This window comes from Acetobacter sp. ESL1128, from assembly GCF_058505085.1.
The window spans coordinates 2,207,926-2,231,166 of record NZ_CP196369.1; the positions used below are offsets into that span (position 1 = coordinate 2,207,926).

Annotated in this window: 25 protein-coding genes and 1 riboswitch; of the genes, 17 read left to right on the plus strand and 8 right to left on the minus strand. The window is 56.4% G+C overall.

All coding sequences use genetic code 11. From position 1 onward, the window contains the following. Positions 1 to 2: 2 nt before the first annotated feature. Both cobW and ACSYTG_RS10230 read right to left on the minus strand, forming a co-directional pair. Positions 3 to 1,055 carry a cobalamin biosynthesis protein CobW gene (cobW, locus tag ACSYTG_RS10225; protein ID WP_354857781.1) on the minus strand — a complete coding sequence of 351 codons (1,053 nt, stop codon included), beginning with the start codon at positions 1,053 to 1,055 and terminating at the stop codon, positions 3 to 5. Next, positions 1,052 to 1,492 carry a DUF1636 family protein gene (locus tag ACSYTG_RS10230; protein WP_489783291.1) on the minus strand — a complete coding sequence of 147 codons (441 nt, stop codon included), beginning with the start codon at positions 1,490 to 1,492 and terminating at the stop codon, positions 1,052 to 1,054. The genes cobW and ACSYTG_RS10230 overlap by 4 nt, the downstream gene beginning before the upstream one ends. A 175-nt stretch (positions 1,493 to 1,667) precedes the next feature. Continuing rightward, positions 1,668 to 1,900: riboswitch (cobalamin riboswitch) on the minus strand. Positions 1,901 to 2,089: 189 nt separating this feature from the next. Between ACSYTG_RS10230 and ACSYTG_RS10235 the strand changes: the two genes are divergently transcribed. The 3 genes from ACSYTG_RS10235 (at position 2,090) to ACSYTG_RS10245 (ending at position 5,588) form a co-directional block, all read left to right on the plus strand. Continuing rightward, entirely contained in the window at positions 2,090 to 2,563 is a 474-nt protein-coding gene (locus ACSYTG_RS10235; protein WP_086646253.1) for a MarR family winged helix-turn-helix transcriptional regulator, read from the plus strand. Between the two features lie 25 nt (positions 2,564 to 2,588). Next, positions 2,589 to 4,799, plus strand: a complete 2,211-nt coding sequence (locus tag ACSYTG_RS10240) for an FUSC family protein (protein ID WP_489783328.1) — start codon at positions 2,589 to 2,591, stop codon at positions 4,797 to 4,799. 189 nt (positions 4,800 to 4,988) lie between these two features. Next, positions 4,989 to 5,588, plus strand: coding sequence for an acetate uptake transporter (locus ACSYTG_RS10245; RefSeq protein WP_086646202.1), 600 nt, complete (start codon positions 4,989 to 4,991; stop codon positions 5,586 to 5,588). A 106-nt stretch (positions 5,589 to 5,694) separates the two neighbouring features. Here the strand turns inward: ACSYTG_RS10245 and ACSYTG_RS10250 are convergent, their stop codons facing one another. After that, on the minus strand, positions 5,695 to 6,714 hold the full coding sequence (locus tag ACSYTG_RS10250) for an enoyl-CoA hydratase/isomerase family protein (RefSeq protein WP_086646203.1): 1,020 nt from the start codon (positions 6,712 to 6,714) through the stop codon (positions 5,695 to 5,697). Between the two features lie 62 nt (positions 6,715 to 6,776). Here ACSYTG_RS10250 and ACSYTG_RS10255 point away from each other — a divergent pair, with 62 nt between their 5' ends. Both ACSYTG_RS10255 and ACSYTG_RS10260 read left to right on the plus strand, forming a co-directional pair. Then, positions 6,777 to 7,271, plus strand: coding sequence for a flavin reductase (locus ACSYTG_RS10255; RefSeq protein ID WP_095349546.1), 495 nt, complete (start codon positions 6,777 to 6,779; stop codon positions 7,269 to 7,271). 49 nt (positions 7,272 to 7,320) lie between these two features. Next, complete coding sequence (locus ACSYTG_RS10260; protein ID WP_255375217.1) at positions 7,321 to 7,452, plus strand: hypothetical protein; 132 nt, start codon at positions 7,321 to 7,323, stop codon at positions 7,450 to 7,452. 34 nt (positions 7,453 to 7,486) lie between these two features. On the opposite strand, the gene ACSYTG_RS10265 is transcribed toward ACSYTG_RS10260, so the two are convergent. The 3 genes from ACSYTG_RS10265 to ACSYTG_RS10275 are packed head-to-tail and all read right to left on the minus strand — an operon-like array spanning position 7,487 to position 9,995. After that, positions 7,487 to 8,281, minus strand: a complete 795-nt coding sequence (locus ACSYTG_RS10265) for a metal ABC transporter permease (protein ID WP_095349547.1) — start codon at positions 8,279 to 8,281, stop codon at positions 7,487 to 7,489. Further along, positions 8,281 to 9,087 carry a metal ABC transporter ATP-binding protein gene (locus ACSYTG_RS10270; RefSeq protein WP_278740067.1) on the minus strand — a complete coding sequence of 269 codons (807 nt, stop codon included), beginning with the start codon at positions 9,085 to 9,087 and terminating at the stop codon, positions 8,281 to 8,283. Before ACSYTG_RS10270 ends, ACSYTG_RS10265 begins: the two co-directional genes overlap by 1 nt. Next, the gene (locus ACSYTG_RS10275; RefSeq protein WP_095349548.1) at positions 9,084 to 9,995 is read right to left on the minus strand and encodes a metal ABC transporter solute-binding protein, Zn/Mn family; all 912 of its coding nucleotides are present in this window, start codon (positions 9,993 to 9,995) and stop codon (positions 9,084 to 9,086) included. The genes ACSYTG_RS10270 and ACSYTG_RS10275 overlap by 4 nt, the downstream gene beginning before the upstream one ends. 123 nt (positions 9,996 to 10,118) lie before the next feature. Here ACSYTG_RS10275 and ACSYTG_RS10280 point away from each other — a divergent pair, with 123 nt between their 5' ends. Genes ACSYTG_RS10280 through ACSYTG_RS10290 form a run of 3 tightly spaced genes read left to right on the plus strand, consistent with a single transcriptional unit; the run spans position 10,119 to position 12,286 of the window. Then, on the plus strand, positions 10,119 to 10,700 hold the full coding sequence (locus tag ACSYTG_RS10280) for a Fur family transcriptional regulator (RefSeq protein ID WP_354857766.1): 582 nt from the start codon (positions 10,119 to 10,121) through the stop codon (positions 10,698 to 10,700). After that, the gene (locus ACSYTG_RS10285; protein ID WP_489783290.1) at positions 10,700 to 11,221 is read left to right on the plus strand and encodes a hypothetical protein; all 522 of its coding nucleotides are present in this window, start codon (positions 10,700 to 10,702) and stop codon (positions 11,219 to 11,221) included. The genes ACSYTG_RS10280 and ACSYTG_RS10285 overlap by 1 nt, the downstream gene beginning before the upstream one ends. 27 nt (positions 11,222 to 11,248) lie before the next feature. Next, positions 11,249 to 12,286, plus strand: a complete 1,038-nt coding sequence (locus tag ACSYTG_RS10290) for an asparaginase (protein ID WP_489783289.1) — start codon at positions 11,249 to 11,251, stop codon at positions 12,284 to 12,286. A 160-nt stretch (positions 12,287 to 12,446) separates the two neighbouring features. On the opposite strand, the gene ACSYTG_RS10295 is transcribed toward ACSYTG_RS10290, so the two are convergent. Next, positions 12,447 to 13,151, minus strand: a complete 705-nt coding sequence (locus ACSYTG_RS10295; protein WP_489783288.1) for a histone — start codon at positions 13,149 to 13,151, stop codon at positions 12,447 to 12,449. A gap of 323 nt (positions 13,152 to 13,474) precedes the next feature. Here ACSYTG_RS10295 and mtnA point away from each other — a divergent pair, with 323 nt between their 5' ends. The 7 genes from mtnA (at position 13,475) to ACSYTG_RS10330 (ending at position 19,642) form a co-directional block, all read left to right on the plus strand. Further along, positions 13,475 to 14,572 carry an S-methyl-5-thioribose-1-phosphate isomerase gene (mtnA, locus tag ACSYTG_RS10300; protein WP_489783287.1) on the plus strand — a complete coding sequence of 366 codons (1,098 nt, stop codon included), beginning with the start codon at positions 13,475 to 13,477 and terminating at the stop codon, positions 14,570 to 14,572. Positions 14,573 to 14,604: 32 nt separating this feature from the next. Beyond that, on the plus strand, positions 14,605 to 15,102 hold the full coding sequence (locus ACSYTG_RS10305) for an aminoacyl-tRNA deacylase (protein ID WP_086646255.1): 498 nt from the start codon (positions 14,605 to 14,607) through the stop codon (positions 15,100 to 15,102). Positions 15,103 to 15,259: 157 nt separating this feature from the next. Continuing rightward, the gene (locus tag ACSYTG_RS10310) at positions 15,260 to 16,150 is read left to right on the plus strand and encodes a DUF2272 domain-containing protein (RefSeq protein WP_095349611.1); all 891 of its coding nucleotides are present in this window, start codon (positions 15,260 to 15,262) and stop codon (positions 16,148 to 16,150) included. A 72-nt stretch (positions 16,151 to 16,222) separates the two neighbouring features. Then, entirely contained in the window at positions 16,223 to 17,266 is a 1,044-nt protein-coding gene (locus ACSYTG_RS10315; protein WP_086646213.1) for a cysteine synthase A, read from the plus strand. Between the two features lie 129 nt (positions 17,267 to 17,395). Further along, complete coding sequence (locus tag ACSYTG_RS10320; RefSeq protein WP_086646214.1) at positions 17,396 to 17,614, plus strand: hypothetical protein; 219 nt, start codon at positions 17,396 to 17,398, stop codon at positions 17,612 to 17,614. Between the two features lie 6 nt (positions 17,615 to 17,620). Further along, positions 17,621 to 18,370, plus strand: a complete 750-nt coding sequence (locus tag ACSYTG_RS10325; RefSeq protein ID WP_489783286.1) for a class I SAM-dependent methyltransferase — start codon at positions 17,621 to 17,623, stop codon at positions 18,368 to 18,370. Between the two features lie 825 nt (positions 18,371 to 19,195). After that, on the plus strand, positions 19,196 to 19,642 hold the full coding sequence (locus ACSYTG_RS10330; protein WP_489783285.1) for a DUF1493 family protein: 447 nt from the start codon (positions 19,196 to 19,198) through the stop codon (positions 19,640 to 19,642). A 62-nt stretch (positions 19,643 to 19,704) separates the two neighbouring features. Here the strand turns inward: ACSYTG_RS10330 and ACSYTG_RS10335 are convergent, their stop codons facing one another. Beyond that, positions 19,705 to 20,097 (minus strand): hypothetical protein, encoded by a 393-nt coding sequence (locus ACSYTG_RS10335; protein ID WP_491706413.1) that lies wholly within the window; start codon positions 20,095 to 20,097, stop codon positions 19,705 to 19,707. Positions 20,098 to 20,449: 352 nt separating this feature from the next. On the opposite strand from ACSYTG_RS10335, the gene ACSYTG_RS10340 reads away from it, so the two are divergent. After that, positions 20,450 to 20,839, plus strand: a complete 390-nt coding sequence (locus ACSYTG_RS10340) for a hypothetical protein (protein WP_489783283.1) — start codon at positions 20,450 to 20,452, stop codon at positions 20,837 to 20,839. 70 nt (positions 20,840 to 20,909) lie between these two features. After that, positions 20,910 to 23,240, plus strand: coding sequence for a TonB-dependent receptor family protein (locus tag ACSYTG_RS10345; protein WP_489783282.1), 2,331 nt, complete (start codon positions 20,910 to 20,912; stop codon positions 23,238 to 23,240). The last annotated feature ends 1 nt before the right edge of the window (position 23,241 follow it).

Consider the following 23,241-nt stretch of genomic DNA (forward strand, 5'->3'; position numbering starts at 1 on the left):
CCTTACGCAGCCAGATGGCCCGCAAGAGCGGTGGCAATGGCCGTGGCGTCCAGCCCTTTCTGGCCAATGACCACAATGCGGCCCGTACGATCCTCCCCGGCACCGAGGGGACGGTCGAATTCATGCCGGAAGCGGCTGCCCACCCCCTGCACGGCCAGACGCATGGGTTTGCCTGCAACGCTTGCAAAGCCTTTCATACGCAGCACGTCAAAGCTGCGGGCCGTGTTTTGCAAGGTGGTCAGGAACTCATCCACACTGTGCTGTTCTGGCACGGCTACCACAAAGCTTTCAAAATCATCATGTTCGTGCTCGCCATCTTCCGCATCGTGGTGGGATGGGCGGGCGGCAAGGTCGCTCTCGGCCGCAGCGCCAATACCCAGCAGCACGGCAGGGTCTACCTTGCCTTCCGTTGCCCGCACAATCTGCACAGGGCGGGGAGCATGGTCCCGAATATGCTGCTCCACTGCTGCCAGTTGGGCTGCATCCAGCAGGTCGGTCTTGTTCAGCACTACCAGATCGGCAGCGTTGATCTGGTCTTCAAACACCTCGGCCAGCGGGTTGTCATGGTCCAGTGAGGGATCTTCGGCCCGCTGTGCTTCCACGGCCTGCGGGTCATCCGCAAAGCGCCCGGCAGCTACGGCAGGGGCATCCACCACGGCCACAACGCCATCTACCGTCATGCGGTTACGCACCGTGGGCCAGCCAAACGCCTTGAGCAGGGGCTTGGGCAGAGCCAGCCCTGATGTTTCAATCACCACATGTTCGGGTGGGTCGGCCCGGTCCAGCAGGGCTTCCATGGTGGGCAGGAAGTCATCCGCGACAGTGCAGCACAGGCAGCCATTGGTCAGTTCGACAATGTCTTCCTCGCGGCAACCTTCCACCCCGCAGCCACGCAGGATTTCGCCATCAATACCGAGCGAGCCGAATTCATTCACCACCACGGCAATACGGTGCCCCTGCGCCCGGCTGAGCAGGTGCCGCAGCAAGGTGGTTTTACCAGCGCCCAGAAAACCGGTGATAATGGTTACGGGCACGCGTGTCTTGGCAGCAGTCATGGTTCTTCCTGTTCGTTATAAAGCGTTGCGGGCACACGCCCCAGCACCATATCGGCCAGCGTTGCAGGGCGGCGCGATGGCATGACAGTCCCTTTGGCCGATGCCGCATACAGGCGGGCATAAGCCAGAATATCCTCAGCCTTTTCTGGCCCAAGCTGGCCCAGCAGCCATGTCCAGCGCTCGGGCATGGCTATGGCCGCGGTACACCCCCGGTCACACGCTGCCAGACAGGCCACCGGACGCAGCGTGGCGGAAGGGACTACCCCAGCCAGATGCTCCGCATCCAGCAGAACCTGCAGCCGCTCGAGCAGTTGTTCACCCGGCGGGCAATCCATGGCAGGCCCGCCCCGCCTGCACGTAACGCAGACATGCAGCACGGGTGGCCCCGCCTGTGCTGAATGAGCAGAAGAGGAAGGCAAAGAGTGTTCGGCGGTCATGCGTCTTTCCAACAGGCCGTTTTTCCACAACGTGGGGTTGTGGCAGGCATGGGGCAGTAACAACCAGCCCTCTGCCACGCATATGGCAAAGAAAACGCACCACCGGGTGCATCCGTGCCTGCCGGGCACCCCGCCAGCAAACAACGCCAGAACGCAACCATTCCCACAGGAACGGCCTTACAGACTTGTGATGGCAGGTCTCCTGGCTTGTACCCTGCCTGCACCAGCCATGAACTGACGCAAAGCACTGTTCCGCTGCCTTCCCGAGTCCTGAAAGAACCAGTGGCAACCCCGAACACGGCCGGGGCGGAACATGATGGGTACTTACAGTTGCGGGGGCAGCGACGGCCTTGCACCGGTCTTCCCTTTTCACCCCCGGTCAGGGGCACCATCAAGTGCGGGCATGATGTGCACAAAAACCCTGCCGATTCAAGGCATGTCGCGCTGTGGCCAAGCATAGCTGCACGGCACGAACAGGCCGTTAAGGACCACCCAGTGCCGTAGAGTGCGGAACATGATTGACCCACAGAGTAGGCTGGCCTAGTTTGCCCATATACTTTTTATCTCAACTATAATGACACTAAGTTAATGGACCGCATGACTGAGCAGCGCCACATGCCAGCACTGGACGAAACGTATTTTCCCGGCATGGCGCTGACCTTCCGGGTCATGCGGCTGGCAACGCTCTGGCGCACGCAACTGGACCGGGCCTTGCGCCCGCATGGCATGTCCCTTGCTGTCATGCGGCCCATGGCCTACCTGCGCATGTTGCCTGAAGGGGCGACCCAGCGTGACCTGGCCCAGACCATGAACATAGACTGCTCTGCACTGGTGCGCGTGCTTGACCTACTGGAAAAACAAAAGCTGGTCACCCGTAAACCCGATGCGCAGGACCGCCGCGCAAAACGCCTGTTTTTGACAGATGCGGGGCGGGAACAATGCAGGCTGTTCCATACGATTGCCGCTGAACTCGAGCAGACCATACGGCACTCGCTCCCTCCGGCTCAGGCCGATAGCCTGACGCAGACCCTCTCCTCCTTGCTCGAAGCGCATCATGCCCACACGCTCTGACCTGCTCACCCTGCCCGGCTCGCTCATGCACTGGGCCAACCAGCGTTTTGCCCCCGCAGTTTTTGCCGATGATGCCCGCTGGAATGGCTTTACCGCCACGGCGGGCTATACCATGCGTGTGTTCCTTTCCATTGGCATTGCGCTTTTTCTGGCCTTTGTTTTTCAGCTCCAGTCCCCACTCAGCGCGGCCACAACGGTGCTGATTGTCTCCAACCCCACGGTTGGGGCCATGGTTTCCAAAAGTGTGTGGCGTCTTATTGGTACCCTGATCGGGGCCACGATCAGCGTGGGGGTTATGGCTGTTTTTGTGCAGTCCCCCGTTCTCTACTTTGCGGTTCTGTCCGTTTTTGTCGGCCTTGCCTGTATGGTCGCCACGTTTTTACGGTTTTTTCGTGCGTATGCAGCGGTGCTGACCGGCTATACGATTGTAATTATTGCAGCCCCTGCGTTTGCCAACCCCGATGGCATTTTTCTGTCCGCCATGAGCCGCCTTTCTGTTGTGGCAACGGGCATTGTGGTTACGGCCTGCGTGTTCATGGTCACATCCGTGCGCAAACCCAGCACCGTGCTGCACAAGCTTGGTCAGGCGTTCCGGGAAACTGTTCTGCACGCCAGAACATTTCATAAAGCTGAAAGTGAACGCACAACCCCCGAAGCGCTTGATGCCACTGTAACCAGCACGCTGGAAAAACAGGAACAGAAAACCCAGAGCACCAACGCAGCTTTTCGTGGGTTCAGCCAACCGATTTATGACAGCCGCAGCAAACTGCTGGCCAACATGACCGGCCTGACCCCCGCCATAGAATTTGCCGCAGCCGACGACCCGGATATGCAAAACCGCGTGCGCAACCTGCGCCTGTGCTTAAGCCGCCTGACGGGGTTGATTGTCAGCTACCACCCATACTGGCTGACCTTTTCTGCCGGGGTGGAAGAAACCCGCGCCGTACACCTGCTGGTTGCCCAGACACTGGGTCGGATTCTGGAACTGACGGAAAACCCCGGCTGGCTGACAAACCCCGCCCCGCTCTCCACCTGCCTGCATGACGCCCTGAAAACACTGGAACAGCTTGCCCGCCAGACCACCAGCACCACCACCCTGGCCGCACTGGACAACACGCGGGACGCACTGGTGCAGATGGACCTTGCCCTGCATGACCTGACCAGCCTGCGCCCCGACCGCACACAGGCCAACATCCAGCCTTATCTGGAATGGCCAACAGCCCTGCGCAACGGCGTGCGCGGGAGTTTTATTGCCCTGCTGGCGGGCATGTTGTGGTATGTTCTGCACTGGAGTTCTGGCCCGCTGCTGATCATATACACCGTTGCGGCATCCAGCCTTTTGTCCACCACGCCCTCAGCGGCCAAGGCCAGCCCCATGATGGCGGCAGGCACTTTTCTGGCCATACCCATGGGGTTTTTGTGCCACACGCTGGCCCTGCCACGCATAGATGGTTACCCCCTGCTCTGGCTTAGTCTCTGCCTGTTCCTGCTGCCGGGCGTGTGGTTGCAGTTCCACCCGCGTTACAGCATTGGCGCGTTTGGGTATGCCGTGTTTTTTACCATGATGCTCTCGGTCAATAACCCGATTGTGTATGACGACCTGACCCTGACCAACAACTGGATGAGCATGGTGGCAGCATGCGCCCTGCTGGCCATTGTTTTCAGGGTTATTCTGCCGGCCGACCACAGGCTGGATGCCGCACGGCTGGTAACATCCCTGACGCGCAGTATTCAAAAACTGGCGCGTACCCCTTATGGCCGCACCGAACCATGGGTGGCGTGGGAAGGGCTGCAACTGCAAAAAATCTCACGCCTGATGATGCGCCTTTCCTTTATTACCACCAATCTGGACCGGCAGGGTTATACGGATGCGGCCTTTGCTTCGCTCTCCCTTGGCAGACTGATTGTGCGGCTCAAATGGAACGCGGCCCACGCAACGCTGGACCCGCAGGCACAAACCGCTCTGACAAACGCGTTTAACGCCTTTGCCCAACTGCGCCATAACCCGGCAGAAACAGCCAGTGCACTCAAACAGGCGGCTATGGCCATTCGCACCATTCCAACGCAGGAGGCCGGACTATCCCTAACCCGTGACCGAACCCTGTCCTGCCTGGAGCAGGCGGCCAATATCATTCTCTCCGTGCCCGGTTTTTTCCATGACCACGGCCCCATCCAGCAGGCAGAAGACCTGACGCGACCTGCCATTCCCGTTTCTGTCCACCCGGCTGCACGCTAGCTTTTTACTACGGACCTGCTGGGGGAATATCCCCAATACTGTAAAAAACAAATTTTAGAGAGCAACGAACTTTATAGTTTGTTTTAATAAATTAGTTTTTACGCTGTTAATATATTTTTTATGGGAACTTAACCTAACAACACCTCTTATAACCGAGCCATTACATTAATCTCCATAAGAAGAAACACCATGGCTCAAACTGATCTTGCGCTCCACACCCCCCTGCGGGCCAACCCGGCCCCGCTTGGCCTGATGGGGTTTGGCATGACCACCATTCTGCTCAACCTGCACAATGCAGGGTTTGTACCCATGGGGTCCGCCATTCTGGCCATGGGCCTGCTTTTTGGCGGCATTGCACAAATTATTGCGGGTATTCTGGAATACGGCGCGGGCAACACCTTTGGCATGACAGCCTTTATCTCCTACGGGGCATTCTGGCTGACCCTGGTGGCCCTTATTGCCATGCCACACACGGGCATTGTGCCTGCAAGCTCCCCCGCTCTGGTAGGCAGCTATCTGCTCCTCTGGGGGTTGTTCACCTTTGTCCTGTTTTTGGGCACACTGCGGGCTACACGCGCGCATCAGGTTATTTTTGGCACCCTGGTCATTCTGTTTGTATTGCTGGGGCTGGGTGATCTGCTGGCCCAGCCGGGGCTTACGGTTATCGCGGGTTACGAAGGACTGATATGTGGCCTGTCCGCCGTGTATCTGGCTGCGGCCGAAATTCTGGAAGCCCAGTTCAAATGCCCGGTCCTGCCTGTTGGGCCTTATACCCCCGCCGCAGCCTGAAGCTGCCACAGCCCATATTTTTCCAAAACAGCACGCTTTTTTAAATAATATTAGCAACGGCCCTTACCCTACGCCATGAGAGGGTAAGGGCTGCTGTGCTGCCTGCCTAACTGGTTAACGCGGCTTCCAGTGCTGCCACATCCACCGCAGCCAGCATTGAGGGCTGCCAGAGCGGGGCGTTATCGCGGTCGATCAGGCGCGCACGCACACCTTCCACAAAATCCGGACGGCCCAGCATGTAACGGACCAGCCGCCCTTCAATCGCAAAAGCCTCCTGTAACGAGGACGCCTTGCGGGCATGTTGCCAGCCATACCATGCCGCAAAAATGGACGTTGGGCAGGCGCGTGAAATGTCCTGCAAATCCGTTTGCGCTACATTCTGGTCCGAACATTCCAGCCCACGCACAATGTGCTCCAGACTGGCCGAGGGGTCGTATTCCTCCAGCGTGCAGGCCTGTGCGGGCAAGGCTAGCGGGCGAATAAGCCCAAACACATCCTCCACCGGGCGCAGGGCCAGTAACCCGCGCAGATTATCCAGACTATCCGATGGCACCATATAGTCCGCAAAGCCCATGGCCACGGCCTCTACCCCGTTCATGCGCCCACCGGTCAGGGCAAGCCGCAACCCAGCGCCACCGGGAGCGCGTGACAACAGCCACGACCCACCCGCATCGGGCACAAGCCCTATGGATGTTTCAGGCATAGCTACAATGGAGCGTTCGGTCACAACCCGGTAACGGGCATGACCACCCAGCCCCACACCGCCACCCATGGCAATACCATCCATGAACGACACAACAGGCTTGGCATACTGCGCTATGTGCAACATGGTCTGGTAAACACGGTCCATCAGCTCAAACGCATGGTCCGGGCCATCCGCCAGCAGCACGTCCCGTATGGCCTTGAGGTCCCCCCCTGCGCAGAACGCGCGCGGAGCACTGCTTTGCAGCAACACGACCTGCACGGATGGATCATCCCGCCATGCGGCCAGAGCGCGTTCAATACCGGTTGCCATCTCCAGATCAACGGCATTCAGCCGTTTGGGCTTGTCCAGTATGATGCATCCCAGATGCCCCCGCCGGGCCGTTCGCACGCATGCCGTGCCGGAAAGGACGTCCTCGATCATTGCTTTCCTCTTTGTTTCATGCACAAACACGTAGCCATCAACCGTTGTGATGAGGACAGCAGATGTTGGCTCCGGAGACCAGTGCCTATCGTGAAGCCATGGCCAGACTGGGTGCGGCCGTGAATATTGTAACTACAGGAACGCTGGATAACCCGGTCGGATTTACTGCATCTGCCGTTTGCTCCGTGACCGACACGCCCCCCACATTGCTGGTATGCCTGAACCGCAACAGTCGTGCGCGCTCTGCCTTTTATGAGGGAGGGGCCATGTGCGTCAATGTTCTCACGTCCAGCCAGCAGGACCTGTCCAACCATTTTGCAAGCCCGAACACCATGGCAGAGCGCTTTGCCGCCGGCCACTGGCAGACACTGGCCACCGGTGCCCCGGTCCTGCACGAAGCCGCCGCGACCTTTGACTGCCAGATCAGCCAGATTGTGGAAGTGGGCACCCATAGTGTTCTTTTTGGCGTTGTGCAGGGTATTTTATGCCATGCGGGTGCAGAAGGGCTTGTTTATTTTAACCGCAGATACCACTCTCTACCTTATCAGCAGGGTTAACGGCGGCCCAAAGGGCGCTGCACCCCTGTTTACATAAGGAGCATAACTGATGGTCCGTAAACATTCCCAAAGCCGCGCTCTGGCCCTTCCCGCCACACGGAACCAGATGGTACTGGCCCTGTACGCGGCCCTGACCGCCGCCGTTGTTCTGGGCACGGGCCTGAACTGGCTACTCACCTAAAAATTACCGCACAGCAGGCACCATCTGCCCGGCTTTAACGCCCGCGCAGATGGGCCACCAGATTAGCGGCGGCAAACACAGCACTCCCCAGCAACGCAATCCAGAAGGATGCGGGGCAGTCGCTCAGCCATGACAGGCACAACCCGCCCCATGCTTCGAACAGGGCAAGGGCAAATGCTACAGCCATGCCCAGCATTGGGCCAAAACCCAGACGTAGGCTGGCAGCCGCCGGGGCGACCATAAGGGTAAAAACCAGCAGCACGCCGGTAATCTGTGAACACATGGCCGTGGCAATACCCACTAGGGCCAGAAACAGCACATCCAGCAGGCGTAGGTTAACGCCTTTGGCCTCAGCCACATCAGGCTGGAGAGAGGCGAACAGTAAAGGCCTGCTCATAACGCCAAGGCACACAACACAGCCAATGGCCAGTGCGCCCAGCCAGTAAAGGCTGGATGGGGAAATACCCAGAATATCACCAAACAGCAAAGCTGTGGCGGCCCCTGCCGAGCGCGTGAGAAAATGCAAACACAAAGCTCCGGTGCCCATGGCGAGCGACAGTACCAGCCCGATCATAACATCCCGGCCGATCACCCGGTCGCTTGCCATGCCCATGCCCATACCGCTGATCACCGCACTCAACCCGAACCCCAGCAGCGCGGGTTGCCCCCACAGCAAAGCAGCACCTGCCCCGGCAAAGCCAACATGCGAGAGCGCATGGCTGGCAAAGCTCTGCCCCCGCAGCACCAGAAACCACCCTACGGGACCGCAGACAAAAGCCGCCAGAAAAGCAGCCACAAATGCGGTGCGCATAAACTCGTAGGCAAACATCAGCGCGTATGCTCCGCACAGTCACAACAATGCAGGGTGTCTGCCCCGCCATCGGCCACCACAAACAAGCGACCATCTGCGCGCACCACCTCGACCGGCGCACCGTAGAGCGCACTCAGGGCCGGGGTTGTCATAACCTCATCCACACTCCCCAACAACGCCTTGCCATGCGCCAGATAAAGAACGTGGTCCATAAACCCCATAAGCGGGTTAATATCATGCGTGGAAAACAGAACCGTTAACCCCCGCTCACGCGCCAGATCATAAATCCGGCGCGTAGTTTCACGCATGCGGGCGGGGTCCAGACTGGCCAAGGGTTCATCCAGCAGCAGAATACGCGGCTGGTCCAGCAGGGCCTGCGCCAGCAAAAGCCGCTGCCGCTCCCCACCGGAAAGAGACATGACCGGCCGCATGGCCAGATCCTGCGCGTCCACCGCATCCAACGCGGCGTTTACTTCCGCCCGTGCACTGGCCGAGCACCATGGCAGGCCCCAGGCACGTCCCTGCAAAGCGGCGGCCACCATGTGCCACCCATTAAGCTGCCCGGCAACCATACGCCGCATTTGCGGCATATAGCCCACAGGCATGCGGCCCCTGCCAAAACTCTGCCCTTCCACGCGCACATAGCCCTGCTCTGGCGTGGTAAGCCCCAGAATAGCCCGGAAGAGTGAGGTTTTGCCAGCGCCATTGCCCCCCAGCACAGCTACAAAGCTGCCCGGTGGAATGGCAAAACTGACCTGATCAAGCACACGCCGCCCGCCATACGACACACTGAGCTGCCCGGCCTCGATAGCCGGAGTGCTCACTGCTGCACTCCCAGAAGCTGGCCTGTGCGTGCAAGAATATCATGCACCCAGACCTGCCAGTGCTTGCGCGGTGGCAGCATTTCAGACAGCGGCATGGTGGGCACATTGGACTGCTGCGCCAGCTCCAGCAGATGCCGGACGGATGGTTCTTCCACCTGCTGGTTATAAACCAGCATTTTCAGGCGCTTGTCCTTCAGGTCGCTCTCAAATGTTGCAACGGTGGAAGGGGCTGGCTCCACATCGTTCATGATGGCAAGCTGGTAGGCCTGTTCGTCCATCTGCAAACCCAGCAGATCTGCCAGAGGGGTGAACAGCGGTTCGGTTGCAGCCACGTGCATGCCCGCGACATGCTGCTTCAGCAAACCCGCGTAAGCCTGAATGGACTGGATGGCCAACTGCATCTTTTGCGCCCGGCCTGCATACCCATCCGCATGGTCGGGGTCTATGTGGGCACAGGCTTCGGCAAAATGCTGCACAAAAGCGCTGACCGCATCCATATTGAACCACAGATGCGGGTTGCCCCCTTCCTGCCAGCCTGACCACGAATCGGCCTTAACATACCGCACGGGCAACAGGCCGGAGGCGGCAACCAGCTTGTCGGCCCATGCATCGTACCCTGCGCCGTTGGCCACAACCAGTTCTGCCGCCGCAATCATGCGCGCATCGGTCGGGGTGGCCTGATATTCGTGCGGGTCCACTGTGGGGGAGGACAAAATGGCCACAACCCGCATGTCTGGTGCGGCAATCTGTGCGGCAATATCACCCCACGTATTTTCCGCTGCCACAACAAGCGGCATTTTGGCGGCCTGCGCGCTCCCGGCCACAAACCCGAGCGTGCTGACCACGCCCAACGCGCAAAGAGCTGTTTTTAACCAGAAATTCTGTTTTTTCTTACCCGGAAGAACCATGACGCCGACACCTCAATCAATGATATGTAATAATATTACATTAGTTCTGATCATCCGTCACCTCATCACGCATGTCTGGCCTTCCTCTTCTGGCTCGTTTAGGCTAGAAACAAGAGAGAACGGATGATGAACATGCAGACCAGAACACCAGCCTCCTCCCCAGCAGATAACGGCTACGGTTTTTCGGACCGTATTCAGCGCCAGCTTGAACACGCTGCTCACCTCTGCGCCGGGCAGGGAGGACGCATGACCCCGCAACGGCGTGATGTTCTGGGCCTGATCCTGACTGCCACAACGCCTGTTGGAGCCTACGACCTGCTTGAACAGCTCAAAACATCGGGCCGCAAACCTGCCCCCCCTACCGTTTACCGCGCGCTCGATTTTTTGCTCGAACATGGTCTTATTCACCGCATTGAACGCCTGTCCGCCTTTGTGCCATGCACCCACCTCCAGCATGACCATCCCCACGACCACTCTCATGGACCGGCGGAAACCTGCCTGCATAGCGCGCAGTTCCTGATCTGCCGGAGCTGTGGCGGTGTGACCGAAATTGCCGACGCCCCGCGTGTTCTGGACGTATTGAAAAGCATTTGTGACAAAAAAAACTTTACCATGCAAAGCGCATCGGTCGAAGTGGAAGGTGTGTGTGAGGATTGCGCCCCCGCCACACGCGGCCAGAAGGGGCCTGCCCCAGCCCCCAACTGATGGAACACCCCGCCCCAACCGGCCCTGTTCAGCCAGACCTGCCAACCCTGCCTGCTGGCAAGGTGCGCAAACCCATTCGGGCGGGTAAAAAAACAGCCAGACCCAAAACAGTTTCCACAACACCGGACCTGCAACAGACAGACCTGTTTGCCTTACCCCTGCCCCCACTCCCCCGCTCGCACTTCCTGCCCGACGAAATCCGCCTGAGCCTTGTGCCTGCGCCGGAAAAGCTCCCGCCTGCTGGTGAAGACTGTTTTTTATACATGGTTGTTTCGCAAAACCATGCGCAACACCTTATGGCCACCGGCCTTCCCCTGAACCGACGCGCGCCCCTTATGCTGACCGAGCGGGCCGGGATTGCCGCATGGCTGGCAAAAACGGCAGAAACCACGGCGTGTGATGCCCATAACATGCCTGTTGTGCTCAAGCTCAAACGCTCCCTTGTTGCGCAAGCTCTGGAGCTGGAGCCAGACCATACGGCAGAATTTGCCACACCATGCTACCTTCTCAGCGGCAATTAAACATTCTTGATCAACAGGCCCAGTTTTATGACAGATGATGTCCTTCTTGCTCAGACAACCCGCAACGGCATTGTGGAATCCAGCCATTATGGCGCTGCCATTGTTGTGGATGCCCACGGCAAAACCGTTTTTTCCGCCGGGGACTGCACAACACCTGTTTTTCCACGCTCCACGGTCAAGGCGTTACAAGCACTCCCCCTGCTGACCGAAGGTGCAGCAGACCACTTTGCCTTACCAGACAAAGCGCTGGCACTAGCCTGTGCCTCCCATCAGGGGGAGCCTGAACATATTGCTGTTGCCACAGACATGCTTGCCCGCACGGGTCTGGATTATGGTGTACTCGAATGTGGCACCCACTGGCCGCTGGATACAGCCGCCGCCCGCGGACTGGCTGCGGCGGGGGAAGCACCCTGCGCACTCCACAACTGCTGTTCGGGCAAGCATGCGGGCTTTATCTGCCTCTCCTGCGCAACCGGGCAGGACGTGGCACACTACACACGCCCGGAACACCCCGTAATGCAAACAGTTGCCCAAACACTGCAGGAGGTTACCGGAGCCCCCCACACCACGGCCAACAGGGCAGTCGATGGATGCGCCATTCCCACATGGGCTATCCCCCTGTCTGCGCTGGCGCTGGGTTATGCCCGCTTTGCCAGCGGCATTGGCCTTTCCCCCAACCGGGCATTGGCCGCACAACGCCTGCGCAACGCCATAGCCCAAAACCCGTTCATGATCGCAGGCAGCGGGCAGTTTGACACGCGGATCATGACCGAACTGGCCCCGAAGGTCCTGACAAAAATGGGGGCTGAGGGCGTGATGATTGTCGCCCTACCAGAACAGGGGCTGGGTATGGCCATAAAATGCCGTGATGGCGGCGTGCGCGCGGCAGAAACTGCGGCAGCAGCCCTGATCGCCCGTTTTGCCCGCATAGAGAACGCACCTGTTTTAACACACTTCATGCGCCGCCCGCTTAAAAACTGGAATGGTCAGCTCGTCGGGGAGTTGCGTGCATCCAGCTTGCTGGCGCAGACTTATCTGCCACCTGCTCCATTGGCTCAGAACTAGGCATAAAAAAACCGGATAACCCAAACGGTTATCCGGAATTATGGGCCTTTGCACAATTTGCCGGGCAATCCAGTGCGGGAAAAGGAGCAAAAACCCAGCCAAACAATGCAAGCCTGACCAACCTGTATGGTCAGGCTCACACCGTAACGCTGCTTAACCCTTATGCCTTTGTGGCACGGGGACGCCGCGTTGTGGCTGCTTTGCGCTTGCGTGCAGGTGCGGCTTTTTCTGCTTCTGCCACGGCTTCAGCTGCCAGACGCTCATAGCGCTTGCGGCGGCGGCGTTCCTGCACAATGCGCAGTTTTTCAACTGCGGACAGGTTCTTTGCGCTCTCTGCGGCTTCGGCCTTTTCTGCCCGTTTCCGCGTTGCTTTGGCAGCTGGTTTGGCGGGAGCCGGTGCTTCCACCACAGCCTTGCGGGCTGGCTTGCGCGCGCGGGTTGGTGCAGGCTGTGCCACTTCTGCCACAGCAGCAACCTTGGCACGCGTTGCACGGGGCGCTGCCTTGGCAGTTTTTGCCTTGCGGGTTGCCTTGGCCGGAGCCTCGGCCACAACGGCGGCGGCTGCAGTTTTTGTACGGCGGGCAGGCTTGGCCGGGACTTCCACCGGAGCGGCGGCGGCAGTGGACTTGCTGGTTTTTCTGGCTGCTGCGGGCTTGGCCACTTTTTCTACTTTGGCCGTTTTACGTGGTGCGGCGCTCTGGCGGGTCTTGCGCGTGGTGGGAGCGGGGGCTTCCACTTCAAAAATTTCTTCTACCACTTCCACTTTTGCACGCGGCGCGCGCTTTTTGGGGGTGGTTACAGCAGCGGCGCGGGCGGGGGCACGTTTACCGGCAACAGCCTTGCGACCTTTTTTGGTTTCACTCATTCCAGCATTCCCTTTTCATCTTCTTTAAAAATATCAAGAAGAGAAAACATTCTTTTCAAAAAACAAAAACAAACCTGTTCGTGGCACATTCCGCAGTATCAGCAAAGCGCGCCCATTTCCCCCTCTACATAACAAAAATGACCGGAAATGCAAAAAAATACTCTCGTCTTTTCAAGAATAGGCTGTTTGGATTCAACCATTACACACTATATGTTCTACACTTGTTCGCAAAACTGTCATGACATGAGGATATTGCCCACATACTCAAACAAACCCTATGATCAGCGAGCGATTTTTATCTTCCGCCATCAGGAACCTTGGCCATGAAAATTAACGGCACACCTTACCGCAGCGTTTGGGTTAATGAAAAAGACGGCTGGTCCGTGCATATTTTTGACCAGACGCGCCTGCCTTTTGCACTGGATATTCTTCAGCTGACCACACCCGAGCAGGTTGCCCGCGCCATTAAAACCATGCAGGTCCGTGGTGCGCCACTTATTGGCGCAGTTGCAGCCTATGGTCTGGCCCTGGCCCTGCGCACGGACAGCTCCGATACCGCACTGGAACAGCAGGCCGCCATGCTGGCCGCCACCCGCCCCACGGCCATAAATCTGGCCTGGGCGATTGAAAGAATGCTGAACCACCTCCGCCCCCTGCCCCCAGCACAGCGGGCCGATGCAGCTTATGCCGAAGCAGGCCGGATCTGTGATGAAGATGCAGCCCAGAATGAGGCCATTGGCCTGCATGGTCTGGAACTGCTGCGCACACTGGCAGCGCAACGTGGCAAGAATGACAGAATTAACATTCTGACACATTGCAATGCCGGCTGGATTGCCACAGTGGACTGGGGCACGGCACTCGCCCCCATTTACATGGCACACGACGAAGGACTGAACGTGCATGTCTGGGTGGATGAAACACGCCCCCGCAACCAGGGCGCTGCGTTAACGGCGTGGGAACTTGGCAGCCACGGCGTGCCCCACACCGTTATTGCAGACAATGCCGGTGGCCACCTGATGCAGCACGGGCTGGTTGATATGGTTATTGTTGGCACCGACCGCGTCACCCGCAATGCCGATGTTGCCAACAAGATTGGCACCTACCTGAAAGCTCTGGCCGCACGGGACAACAATGTACCGTTCTGGGTTGCCCTGCCCTCCACCACCATAGACTGGCGCGTGGCCGATGGCATACGTGAAATCCCCATTGAAGAACGCTCGGAAGCCGAAATTACCCATATCCACGGGCGGGATGACAGCGGGCAGATCAACCGGGTGCAGATTACTCCAGACGGCAGCAAGGCCGCCAACCCCGCGTTTGACGTCACTCCGGCCCGCCTTGTTACCGGCCTGATAACAGAAAAAGGCTGCTGCGCGGCCACACCGGACGGCCTGCTCTCCCTTTTTCCCGAACGAGGCTGAAACCCCGGATCACATTGGAAAAAACGCCTGTTATGCCAAACTCTGATCAAACACCGACAACACTGTTCCTGACCGCCCATGCCGTGCCCTACACCATGCATGATTATGATTACGTGTCCGATCCGGGCAAGATCGGCCTGCATGCTGCGGCTGGCATAGGCATTGACCAGCAAAAGGTTTTTAAAACCCTGATGGTGGAAATCGACAAAAAACAGGTTGTCTGCACTGCCATTCCTGTTCACCTGAAAATGGACCTGAAAAAAGTGGCCGCTCTTTTTGGCGGTCGCAACGCCCGTATGCTTGGCGCTGAAAAAGCTGAAGCACTCACGGGTTTTCAGGTTGGGGGAATCAGCCCCTTTGGCGCACGCACAACCGTACCTGTTGTGTTTGACGAGAGCATTCTCAAGCTGGACAAGCTCTACATCAACGGTGGTGGTCGTGGCCTTGTTGTGGAACTGGCCCCGGCAGACGCCATACGCTGCGTGCAGGCCCAGACTGCCAGCATTACCGTGGATACACCCCCGGCCTGAGCAGACAAAAAAGCACATGGGGGGAGCAAAAGGAGCATAAACCCCCTTCCACCCTCCATAAAGGACGCCTATTCCTTACAACAGGGCTTTGTTCTGCAAGGCGGTGGAACCACTCCGTCCGGCCCCGAACACGGCCCTGTTCTGGTATGGAGACAAGATGCCACGCAAGCTGACTGTGGCCCTTCTGGCACCTTTGTGTCTGGCGGCCTGCACCTCCCAGCCCTCTTCGGGGGGCGGTACGTCCTCCCGTGGCGGCAGTGTATCGGGCGGCTATGGTTTAAACAGCCATGTGCCGGACTTTGCCACGCGCAATTTTGAGCCTTTTAATCCGCAGGATGTCGTAGCCATTGCCATGCGCGAATGGCGCCTGTTTGGCAGCCCGGTTAATGACGATGACCCCGAACAGCGCCCCGAACCACAGGTCGCCGCCATCAAGCCCGAGCGAGCGCCCGGCCTGTGGCAGCGCGTGGGCGAATACTGGTGGATTGGCATGGACCCGAACATGACCGAAGCCTCCTGGAGCGGCAAACACAATGCCGATGGCCAGTTGACGGACTTTGTGCATGACGGGTCTTTTGCATGGTCGGCTGCATTTATCTCCTACGTTATGCGTATTGCCGGGGCGAATGACCGCTTCCCCTACTCGCCCAACCATTCCACCTATATCAACGCCGCAGCATCGGGGTTGTCCCCCATCCTGCGTGCGCATGACCCCGCAGCCTATACCCCCAAGGCAGGCGACCTGATCTGTGTGGCCCGTGGGCGTGGCAGGCAGAGCATCCGTTTTGCAAGCCTGCCGACGTCCTACGGCTTTCCCGCACATTGCGGCTATGTGGTCGCCACAGGCCAGAATGGCCCGCCTTTTGGCCGCCAGATCAGCATTATTGGCGGTAATATTGATGATGCCGTAGCCCTGACCCACGTTCCCACGGATGAGCAGGGGCGCCTGGCAAGCCCGACCGGGCAGAGCTACGACCCACGCTATCCTTGGTGTGCGGTTTTGGAAGTGCTATATGATGCACAAGAAGAACCGGACGCAGGCCGGTAGGCCGCAGGGGGCAATCCCCAACGCAGACCAGCCCCGATCGCCCAACCTGATCATAGCAAGCAGGGTATACAGATGACCGAAAGCGCAGCGCCCTCCACCACCCGTCCAGGCTGGACCTCACTCTCGCCCGACATGCCCGGTGCGGTAGGTGGAACCCCTCTTATCCTTCTGCGCAAGGCATCTGAAGCAACAGGTTGTCAGATTTACGGCAAGGCGGAGTTCATGAACCCCGGCGGCTCCGTAAAGGACCGCGCGGCCCTTGCCATTATTGATGATGCGGAGCGCCGTGGCGTGCTCAAGCCCGGTGGCACTCTGGTGGAAGGCACAGCGGGCAATACCGGCATTGGCCTGACTCTGGTCGCCAACGCCCGCGGCTATAAATGCGTTATTGTCATGCCTGAAACACAAAGCCGCGAAAAAATCGGCTTTTTGCGCATGATTGGCGCGGACCTGCGCCTTGTGCCCGCCAAACCCTACCGCGACCCGGGCAATTACGTGCATGTCTCCCGCCGTCTGGCGGAAGAAAACGGCTGGGTCTGGGCCAACCAGTTTGACAACACCGCCAACCGCGAAGGCCACCGCGCCACCACGGCGCAGGAAATCTGGCAGCAGATGGATGGTAAGGTGGATGCCTTTACCTGCGCATGCGGCACGGGCGGCACGCTGGCAGGTATAGCCCTTGGCCTGCACGATGCAGCCCGGCGCGACGGTGTAAAGGCCCCGCAGATTGTACTGGCAGACCCCGAAGGCTCCGGCCTGTACGGCTGGGTCAAGAATAACGACCTGTCCGTAGCCGGGTCTTCCATTACCGAGGGCATTGGCCAGTCCCGCGTGACCGGCAACCTTGAAGGCGCTCCCATTGACGATGCAGAGCGTATTCCCGACCCCGAAGCACTGGACGTGATTTACAGCCTGCTGGGGGAAGAAGGCCTGTCTGTTGGGGGGTCATCGGGCATTAATGTCGCGGCCGCCATACGCACCGCACGCAGGCTTGGGCCGGGCCATAGAATTGTGACCATTCTGGCAGATGGTGGCGCACGATATGAATCCAAACTGTTCAACCCGACCTTCCTGCGGGAGAAAAACCTGCCGGTTGCTCCCTGGCTTGATCAGTAAGATTATGCCCCTGCCCCAAGAGAGACCGTTCAGGTCCGCTCTCGGGGCAGATTTTGCCAGCACTCGGGGTTACGCCTGTTTTCTGGCCCTTATCAAGGAGCACGCCCCCGTTTTTGGCGTGAGGTGTTGATGACAAAACTTGGTCTTCCCGAAAGCTGGCCTGTTGCGGTGTTCTGCTGCCTTGTTAACCTGAGCATTTCCATTGCCGCGTTTTGTATCGGCATTGTTGTCATTCTGGATTTTAATATCTTCCCCGGCCTTCTCTGGCTTTTTGTTTCAGCACTTACCTTGTGGCTGTCAGATGTCTGCATAGATTGGCACAACCGCCCGCCATCGCATGACAGCTAGATTTTTATGGTACAGCCCACTTCATCCACACCACCCGGCAATGAGAGCCTGACCTGTTATGAAAAAAAACAGGCTTTTAACCCGCTGGTTTCTTACCTGCATACTACCCGATACAAGCATTTAATCCGCCTGTTTACCAAGCTGGCCGCCCAAGCCCCATCCCGCACCTTACGGGTGGTGGACATAGGCTGTGCACATGCCAAAGCGTTCCAGGTCCTCAATAGCCGCTTCAACATCACATATATCGGCATAGATCAGGATGAGGCATTAAGCGGCATTGCACGGGCAAGGTATTCGGCCCATCCGAACTTTAAAATCATCACGGGTTCCATTGCCGACCACTATGGCGAGTTCCAGAATACCGATGTTATTCTTGCGCTGGAAACCCTAGAGCATATTCCAGAAAATCTTGTTGTCCGCATTATAGAGCAGGTCGCTCTTGCTCGGCCTGCCGCCTTTATGTGCTCGGTCCCTAACGAGGTCGGCCCGGTTATTCTGGTCAAGAACATTGGCTCATTGCTCACCGGCTACATGCGGCACAAGGAATACACATGGACCGAAACCCTGCATGCCGCACTGTTCAATCTGGATAAGGTGGAAACACACGGCACGGGGCATAAAGGGTTTGACTGGCGCTGGCTGGCACAAACCATCCGCCACAACATGCGGATCAGCCAGATTCATACAAATCCGTTTGACTGGCTCCCCAAAACATTCTCGCTTTCCATCATCTTCATTTGCCTGCGCAAACCCTGAAGAATTGGGCAGTTACTCACGCCCGGCATTTTCAACCTTACGCAAAACTCGCCACAGGCACCTCGTTTTTGGGCAAAAAATAGGTCATACCCTTATGGAATATCAGCTTTTTATCTAACCCCACCCCCTAGAACAGATAGACAGTTTAGGGGGAGAGGAAGCAGAATATCAGCCTCTCTTAACAAGGGTACTATGATATTCTTGCCATGCAGCAATTGCTGAACATTCTCTTGATCCTATTGCGATCACAGTCTCGAGGAGAATTGCAACGAATGCGCTGTGTGCAGTTCGCACTTACAGAATGATGGGCAATATCCCGTGGAAAAGCAGGTTTTCCCGGGCGCCGTTTCCATCATACCCCTAGTCGACCAGAAAACCGCGTAGAGCTACGACCAGCACCATTCAGGCGTCCCAGACACCCGCTCAGTTCACAGGCGGAACCGGGCATAGATCAAGTTCCATTTCCCATAGCGTTTATATGTCACGCCATGGGCAGTGCCACCACCATCCCGTTAAGAAACTCACGGAGCTCTGCTAGGACAGACCTAGCAGCAACGCATTCATCATTTCCCGCAAAAACCGATTTTGCAAAACAGGAAAAACAAGCTGATAAGGCTTTTATCAACAGAACAACAGTTTCGAAAAATTAATGGCTCTATAGTAAACCATCACAAATGTACCATAAATAATAAAAAATGGATTTTCTGTTGGGAGAGCTTTACCTTACACAGGTGTAACCATCACTTTTTACGACATATCGAAAATTTCTTTTTATACTAGTTAGACATATAATCACTGGTTGAACTTGAAGATGGGATTTTTTAAATGCATCTCCTCTCAGAAGAATTCAAGAACCTCTTGATATCCGAAGAAAAAATTTCTGAAAATGAAATGCAACTGTCAACAAGACTTTCAGAAGATCTTGGTATAGATGGAATTGATGCTCATTATCTTATGGAATCTTACGCCGACACGTTTTCAATCGATGAAGGGGATTTTGATTTTCATCGATATTTTAATGATGAAACAGACGCTTTATTATTTATTCCCATGATCCTTTTTGCTCTTTCCCGATTTCTGATCTGGCAATTTTTGCTGGGCCAACCAGTTCGAAAACAGACAACAGTGCCAGTCACATTAGCCATGCTCCAGCAGGCAATAGACGATGGTGTCTGGAATTGCGCACGCATTGAATCTCTTGCTGGCACACAGGTTTATCCATCCCCTCCAAAAAAATCATGGTGGTTTTCGCGCATTCGTAACAAGACATGAACTGGCATAATTTAGAATTATCACATTCAATCTGACCTGAGAATAAAAGAAAATCCACGAAACTATTGATCCCGTGGATTTTTTTGAACGTTGTGTGGTTGTAAAAGGCGAACTCTGTTGATCGTATCTAAAAGAGCCTCAAGCTCCCTGCCATACGCATTGGGAGTATAATCCTCTTTTATACCTTTCATAAGATATTCGTCATTTATAATGTGACATACAGCTTCAATATTCTCTCGGGCCAAAACGCCATCAAGAGTATGTCGGATTAGATTTTTAACCGACACAGGCGCTTCAGTATAAAGGTGATTTAGGATTTGTCTCTGACGATCAGTTAGGTTTTCATTGTTCACGGCACTATCCCCGCACGACTTGTTACCCATCCAGTCACGCCATTGCCCGGTGGATTGGCTACAATTATCATAATTGTCGGCAAGATTTCTAGCCTGATCCATTTGGTACAGCCCGTCCATTCTTGCCCTCATTGTGGATATGCGAGCCTCTGACGAACAGGCCGCGTCTACAAGCCTTGCTAGTCCGATCAGCTGCTCCACTCCTGACGCCGAGGCAACATCCGGACGATGAAGGGGTCTTCTCGCCAGCACATACACGAGGTGAAGAACTGCATGACTATGAAGTCAGACAGGCAGCTCTGCCTTCGTTGTCAGTCGTGCAGAGATCAATCTACGTTTCCCGAAAGCGGACATGCAATACGGCTCAAAGACCAGGGCTATCGTCATCGAAAGGTAGAGTTGGCGCTGCCGATATGGACTGGTTAACCGAAAGAACTTGATGTAACGGTGAGACATGACTCCACGTGCTCACAGTTCAGCTTACCTGCTGGCCTTCTGGCCTCTCGTTTTGCTTGCACTGATTGCACGCCTGACATTTGGCGGAATTGCTTCCCCAACAGCACTGATCGACGATCCCCTCAAAACTTTTACGAAGCTGAGCATTCTTTGCGACGCTCAGAGCACATCGTCTGATCCAGACGGACAGAACCATCACTCAACCGCCCCCGATGATGACGGCTTTCTTCTGTCCGAAGCATTGGACCTGCTTATTGTAAGCATCGTTTTCTGTCTTTTTGTGGACTTGCGTATTGCTGTCATTCGTCAGTCATGGATGTTCACATCCATCCGGGGGCCGCCAACACCAAAACGGACTTCTCTCTGCCCGCAGGGACCTCCTGCCTGATCTGAATTGAAAGAGCCGCTCACCTCCCATGCAGGTGAGCATTTTGTGCTGTCTATTCAGGTTCCTTCACATGTTTCGTACGTCTTGTTTTTCACTCCCGTTTTACGGGACACTTACGGCTGCCGCCATTTTCTCGGCCAGCACTCTGCACGCTGCCATCGGTGCAGAGAAGCCCCGCTCGCCTTTGAGTCAACATGCTCCTTCTGTGCCCAAAACCCACAAAAACCCCGTCAAAACCGAACAGATTCTTGTAACGGGATTAAGCCGGTCGTCTGCCCTTACGCGTCCGGCAGGCCAGACGACTTATAGTTCTGACAGAAGTAATTTCGCAAACCAGGTTGGCCAGAGCGTTGCCGATATGGTGGTGACCATTCCCGGCGTCAGCTTTACGCAGGGAAATGGCCCCCGCGATACGAATATTTCCATTCGTGGGTCGGGAGATCGTCAATCATGGGGACTTAAAAATATTCAGGTTCTGGAAGATGGATTCCCCATGACTCAACCAGATGGGACAGCCCGGGCCGATCTGATCGACCCCCATGCTTATCAGGGTGTCGATGTTTTTGAGGGGCCTGCCTCAACCCTGTATGGTAATTATGCCATCAACGGTGCCATCAATTTCCGCACCCGGAAGGGAGCAGATATTCACGGGCTGGAACTGGGCTCCGATTTCGGCAGTTTCGGGATGTTCAACAACTATGCCACCCTCGGCTTTGGCAACAGACACTACGATCTGATGATCTTTGGCAGCGATGTGCGTGGAAACGGCTTCATTGCCAATAGCCGTTATAATACCTCGACAGAAAATATGCGGCTTCGTGTCAATCTGACGTCATCGGATCATCTTATCCTGAAATTCGTCAACAACGTTACGGATGCTTTTCTGCCAGCAAGATTGTCACTCAACCAGTATCGGGCCAATCCTTACCAGCAGGGGTGCACCAATGCGTCCAGTGCAGCGGCCGGTTGTGCGTCTGTCAATCTGCTGGTCAATGGCCGCTATGGCACGAAGGTTGCCATGAGCCCTGAAGAGGCAGGGCTGGGGCGCTTTGACCGGCGTACGGTGGTTGGCCTGCGCTGGGAGCATGATTTCAACAGCCACACAATCTGGCGAAACCAGTTTACGTACGATCAGCGCCATATCGACCAACCAACGTCACCTATGGCGTATGTCGGTCCTTATAATTCCTATAATGTAAGCAGCGACATAACCAACCATGCGCAACTTGCTGGCAGAGCGTTGGAAACATTTGCTGGCGTGAATTTTGATTATCTCGATTTTGGTTCACAGACTTACAATATCATGCCCCTGGGCGGTGCAACACGAGGGGCCATGAATTCGGAAAGTTATGGGCACCAATGGAATCTTGGTGCGCGCTTTCAGGAAGACTGGCATTTTGCGCCTGACTGGCACATCGTCGCCGGTCTTGGCGGCACATATTCCGACATTGGTGCAACCGAAACACTTTATGGCTACTCCGCCACAGCCAGTACCCAGCGGGTCATCACAGCCAATCGTTTCTATTTCAATCTCGCACCAGAAGGAGCGTTAATTTACACGCCATCAAAAGACTGGACGCTTCATACCCGTGTTGGCACAGCCTATGGCACGCCATCTTCTTCCAATCTTTTCATTACCCCGCAGGGGGAATACGGGAACAATACACAACTGAAAAGCCAGACAAGTGTCGGCATTGATCTGGGCGCTGACTGGCATCCCTCTTCGACGATCAGCATTCAGGCAACAGGTTTTTACGAGTTTTATAAGAACGAACTGGTCAGCCAGTCTGCCGGTGTTAACACCGTTGGCTCCTACACTTTTAACGCACCCGCGTCCGAACATCGTGGTGTTGTTCTGGGTGTGGAGTGGAAACCGTTGCCCAAAATGCTTCCCGGCGGTCGGGTTAAACTGAGCTACACCTACGATAATCAGATTTATACCAATTATACCGAGGTTCTTTCCAATAGCACGCTCTCACGCAGCTTCAGCCGTAAAGGGCATTATATCCCCGGGGTCATTCCCAATTTTCTTAATGCCCGCTTTCTTTATGACCAGCCTGACGGTTTACTGGAGGGACTGGGCGGATACGCGGAAGTCACGTGGCGTGATTCTTATTGGCTGGATAACGCCAATCGGCTGAAAGCGCCGGGGTATGCGCTGCTTAATCTTGAAATACATTATGATCCCCCCGCCCGGTTTGGCTGGGCACATCGTTTGCACTGGTATTTTGAGGTGCAAAACGTCGCCAACCAGACCTATATCGCGGGGGCCACAAACATCAGCGATAAACTGCAGGCCAATGGTCAGCAGGCCGGTGCGACAACACTCATGAACAGCACAGGCTCCATCTACGCGGGTTCGCCCCGTGCGTATTTTGGCGGCATGCGGATCAGGTTTTGAG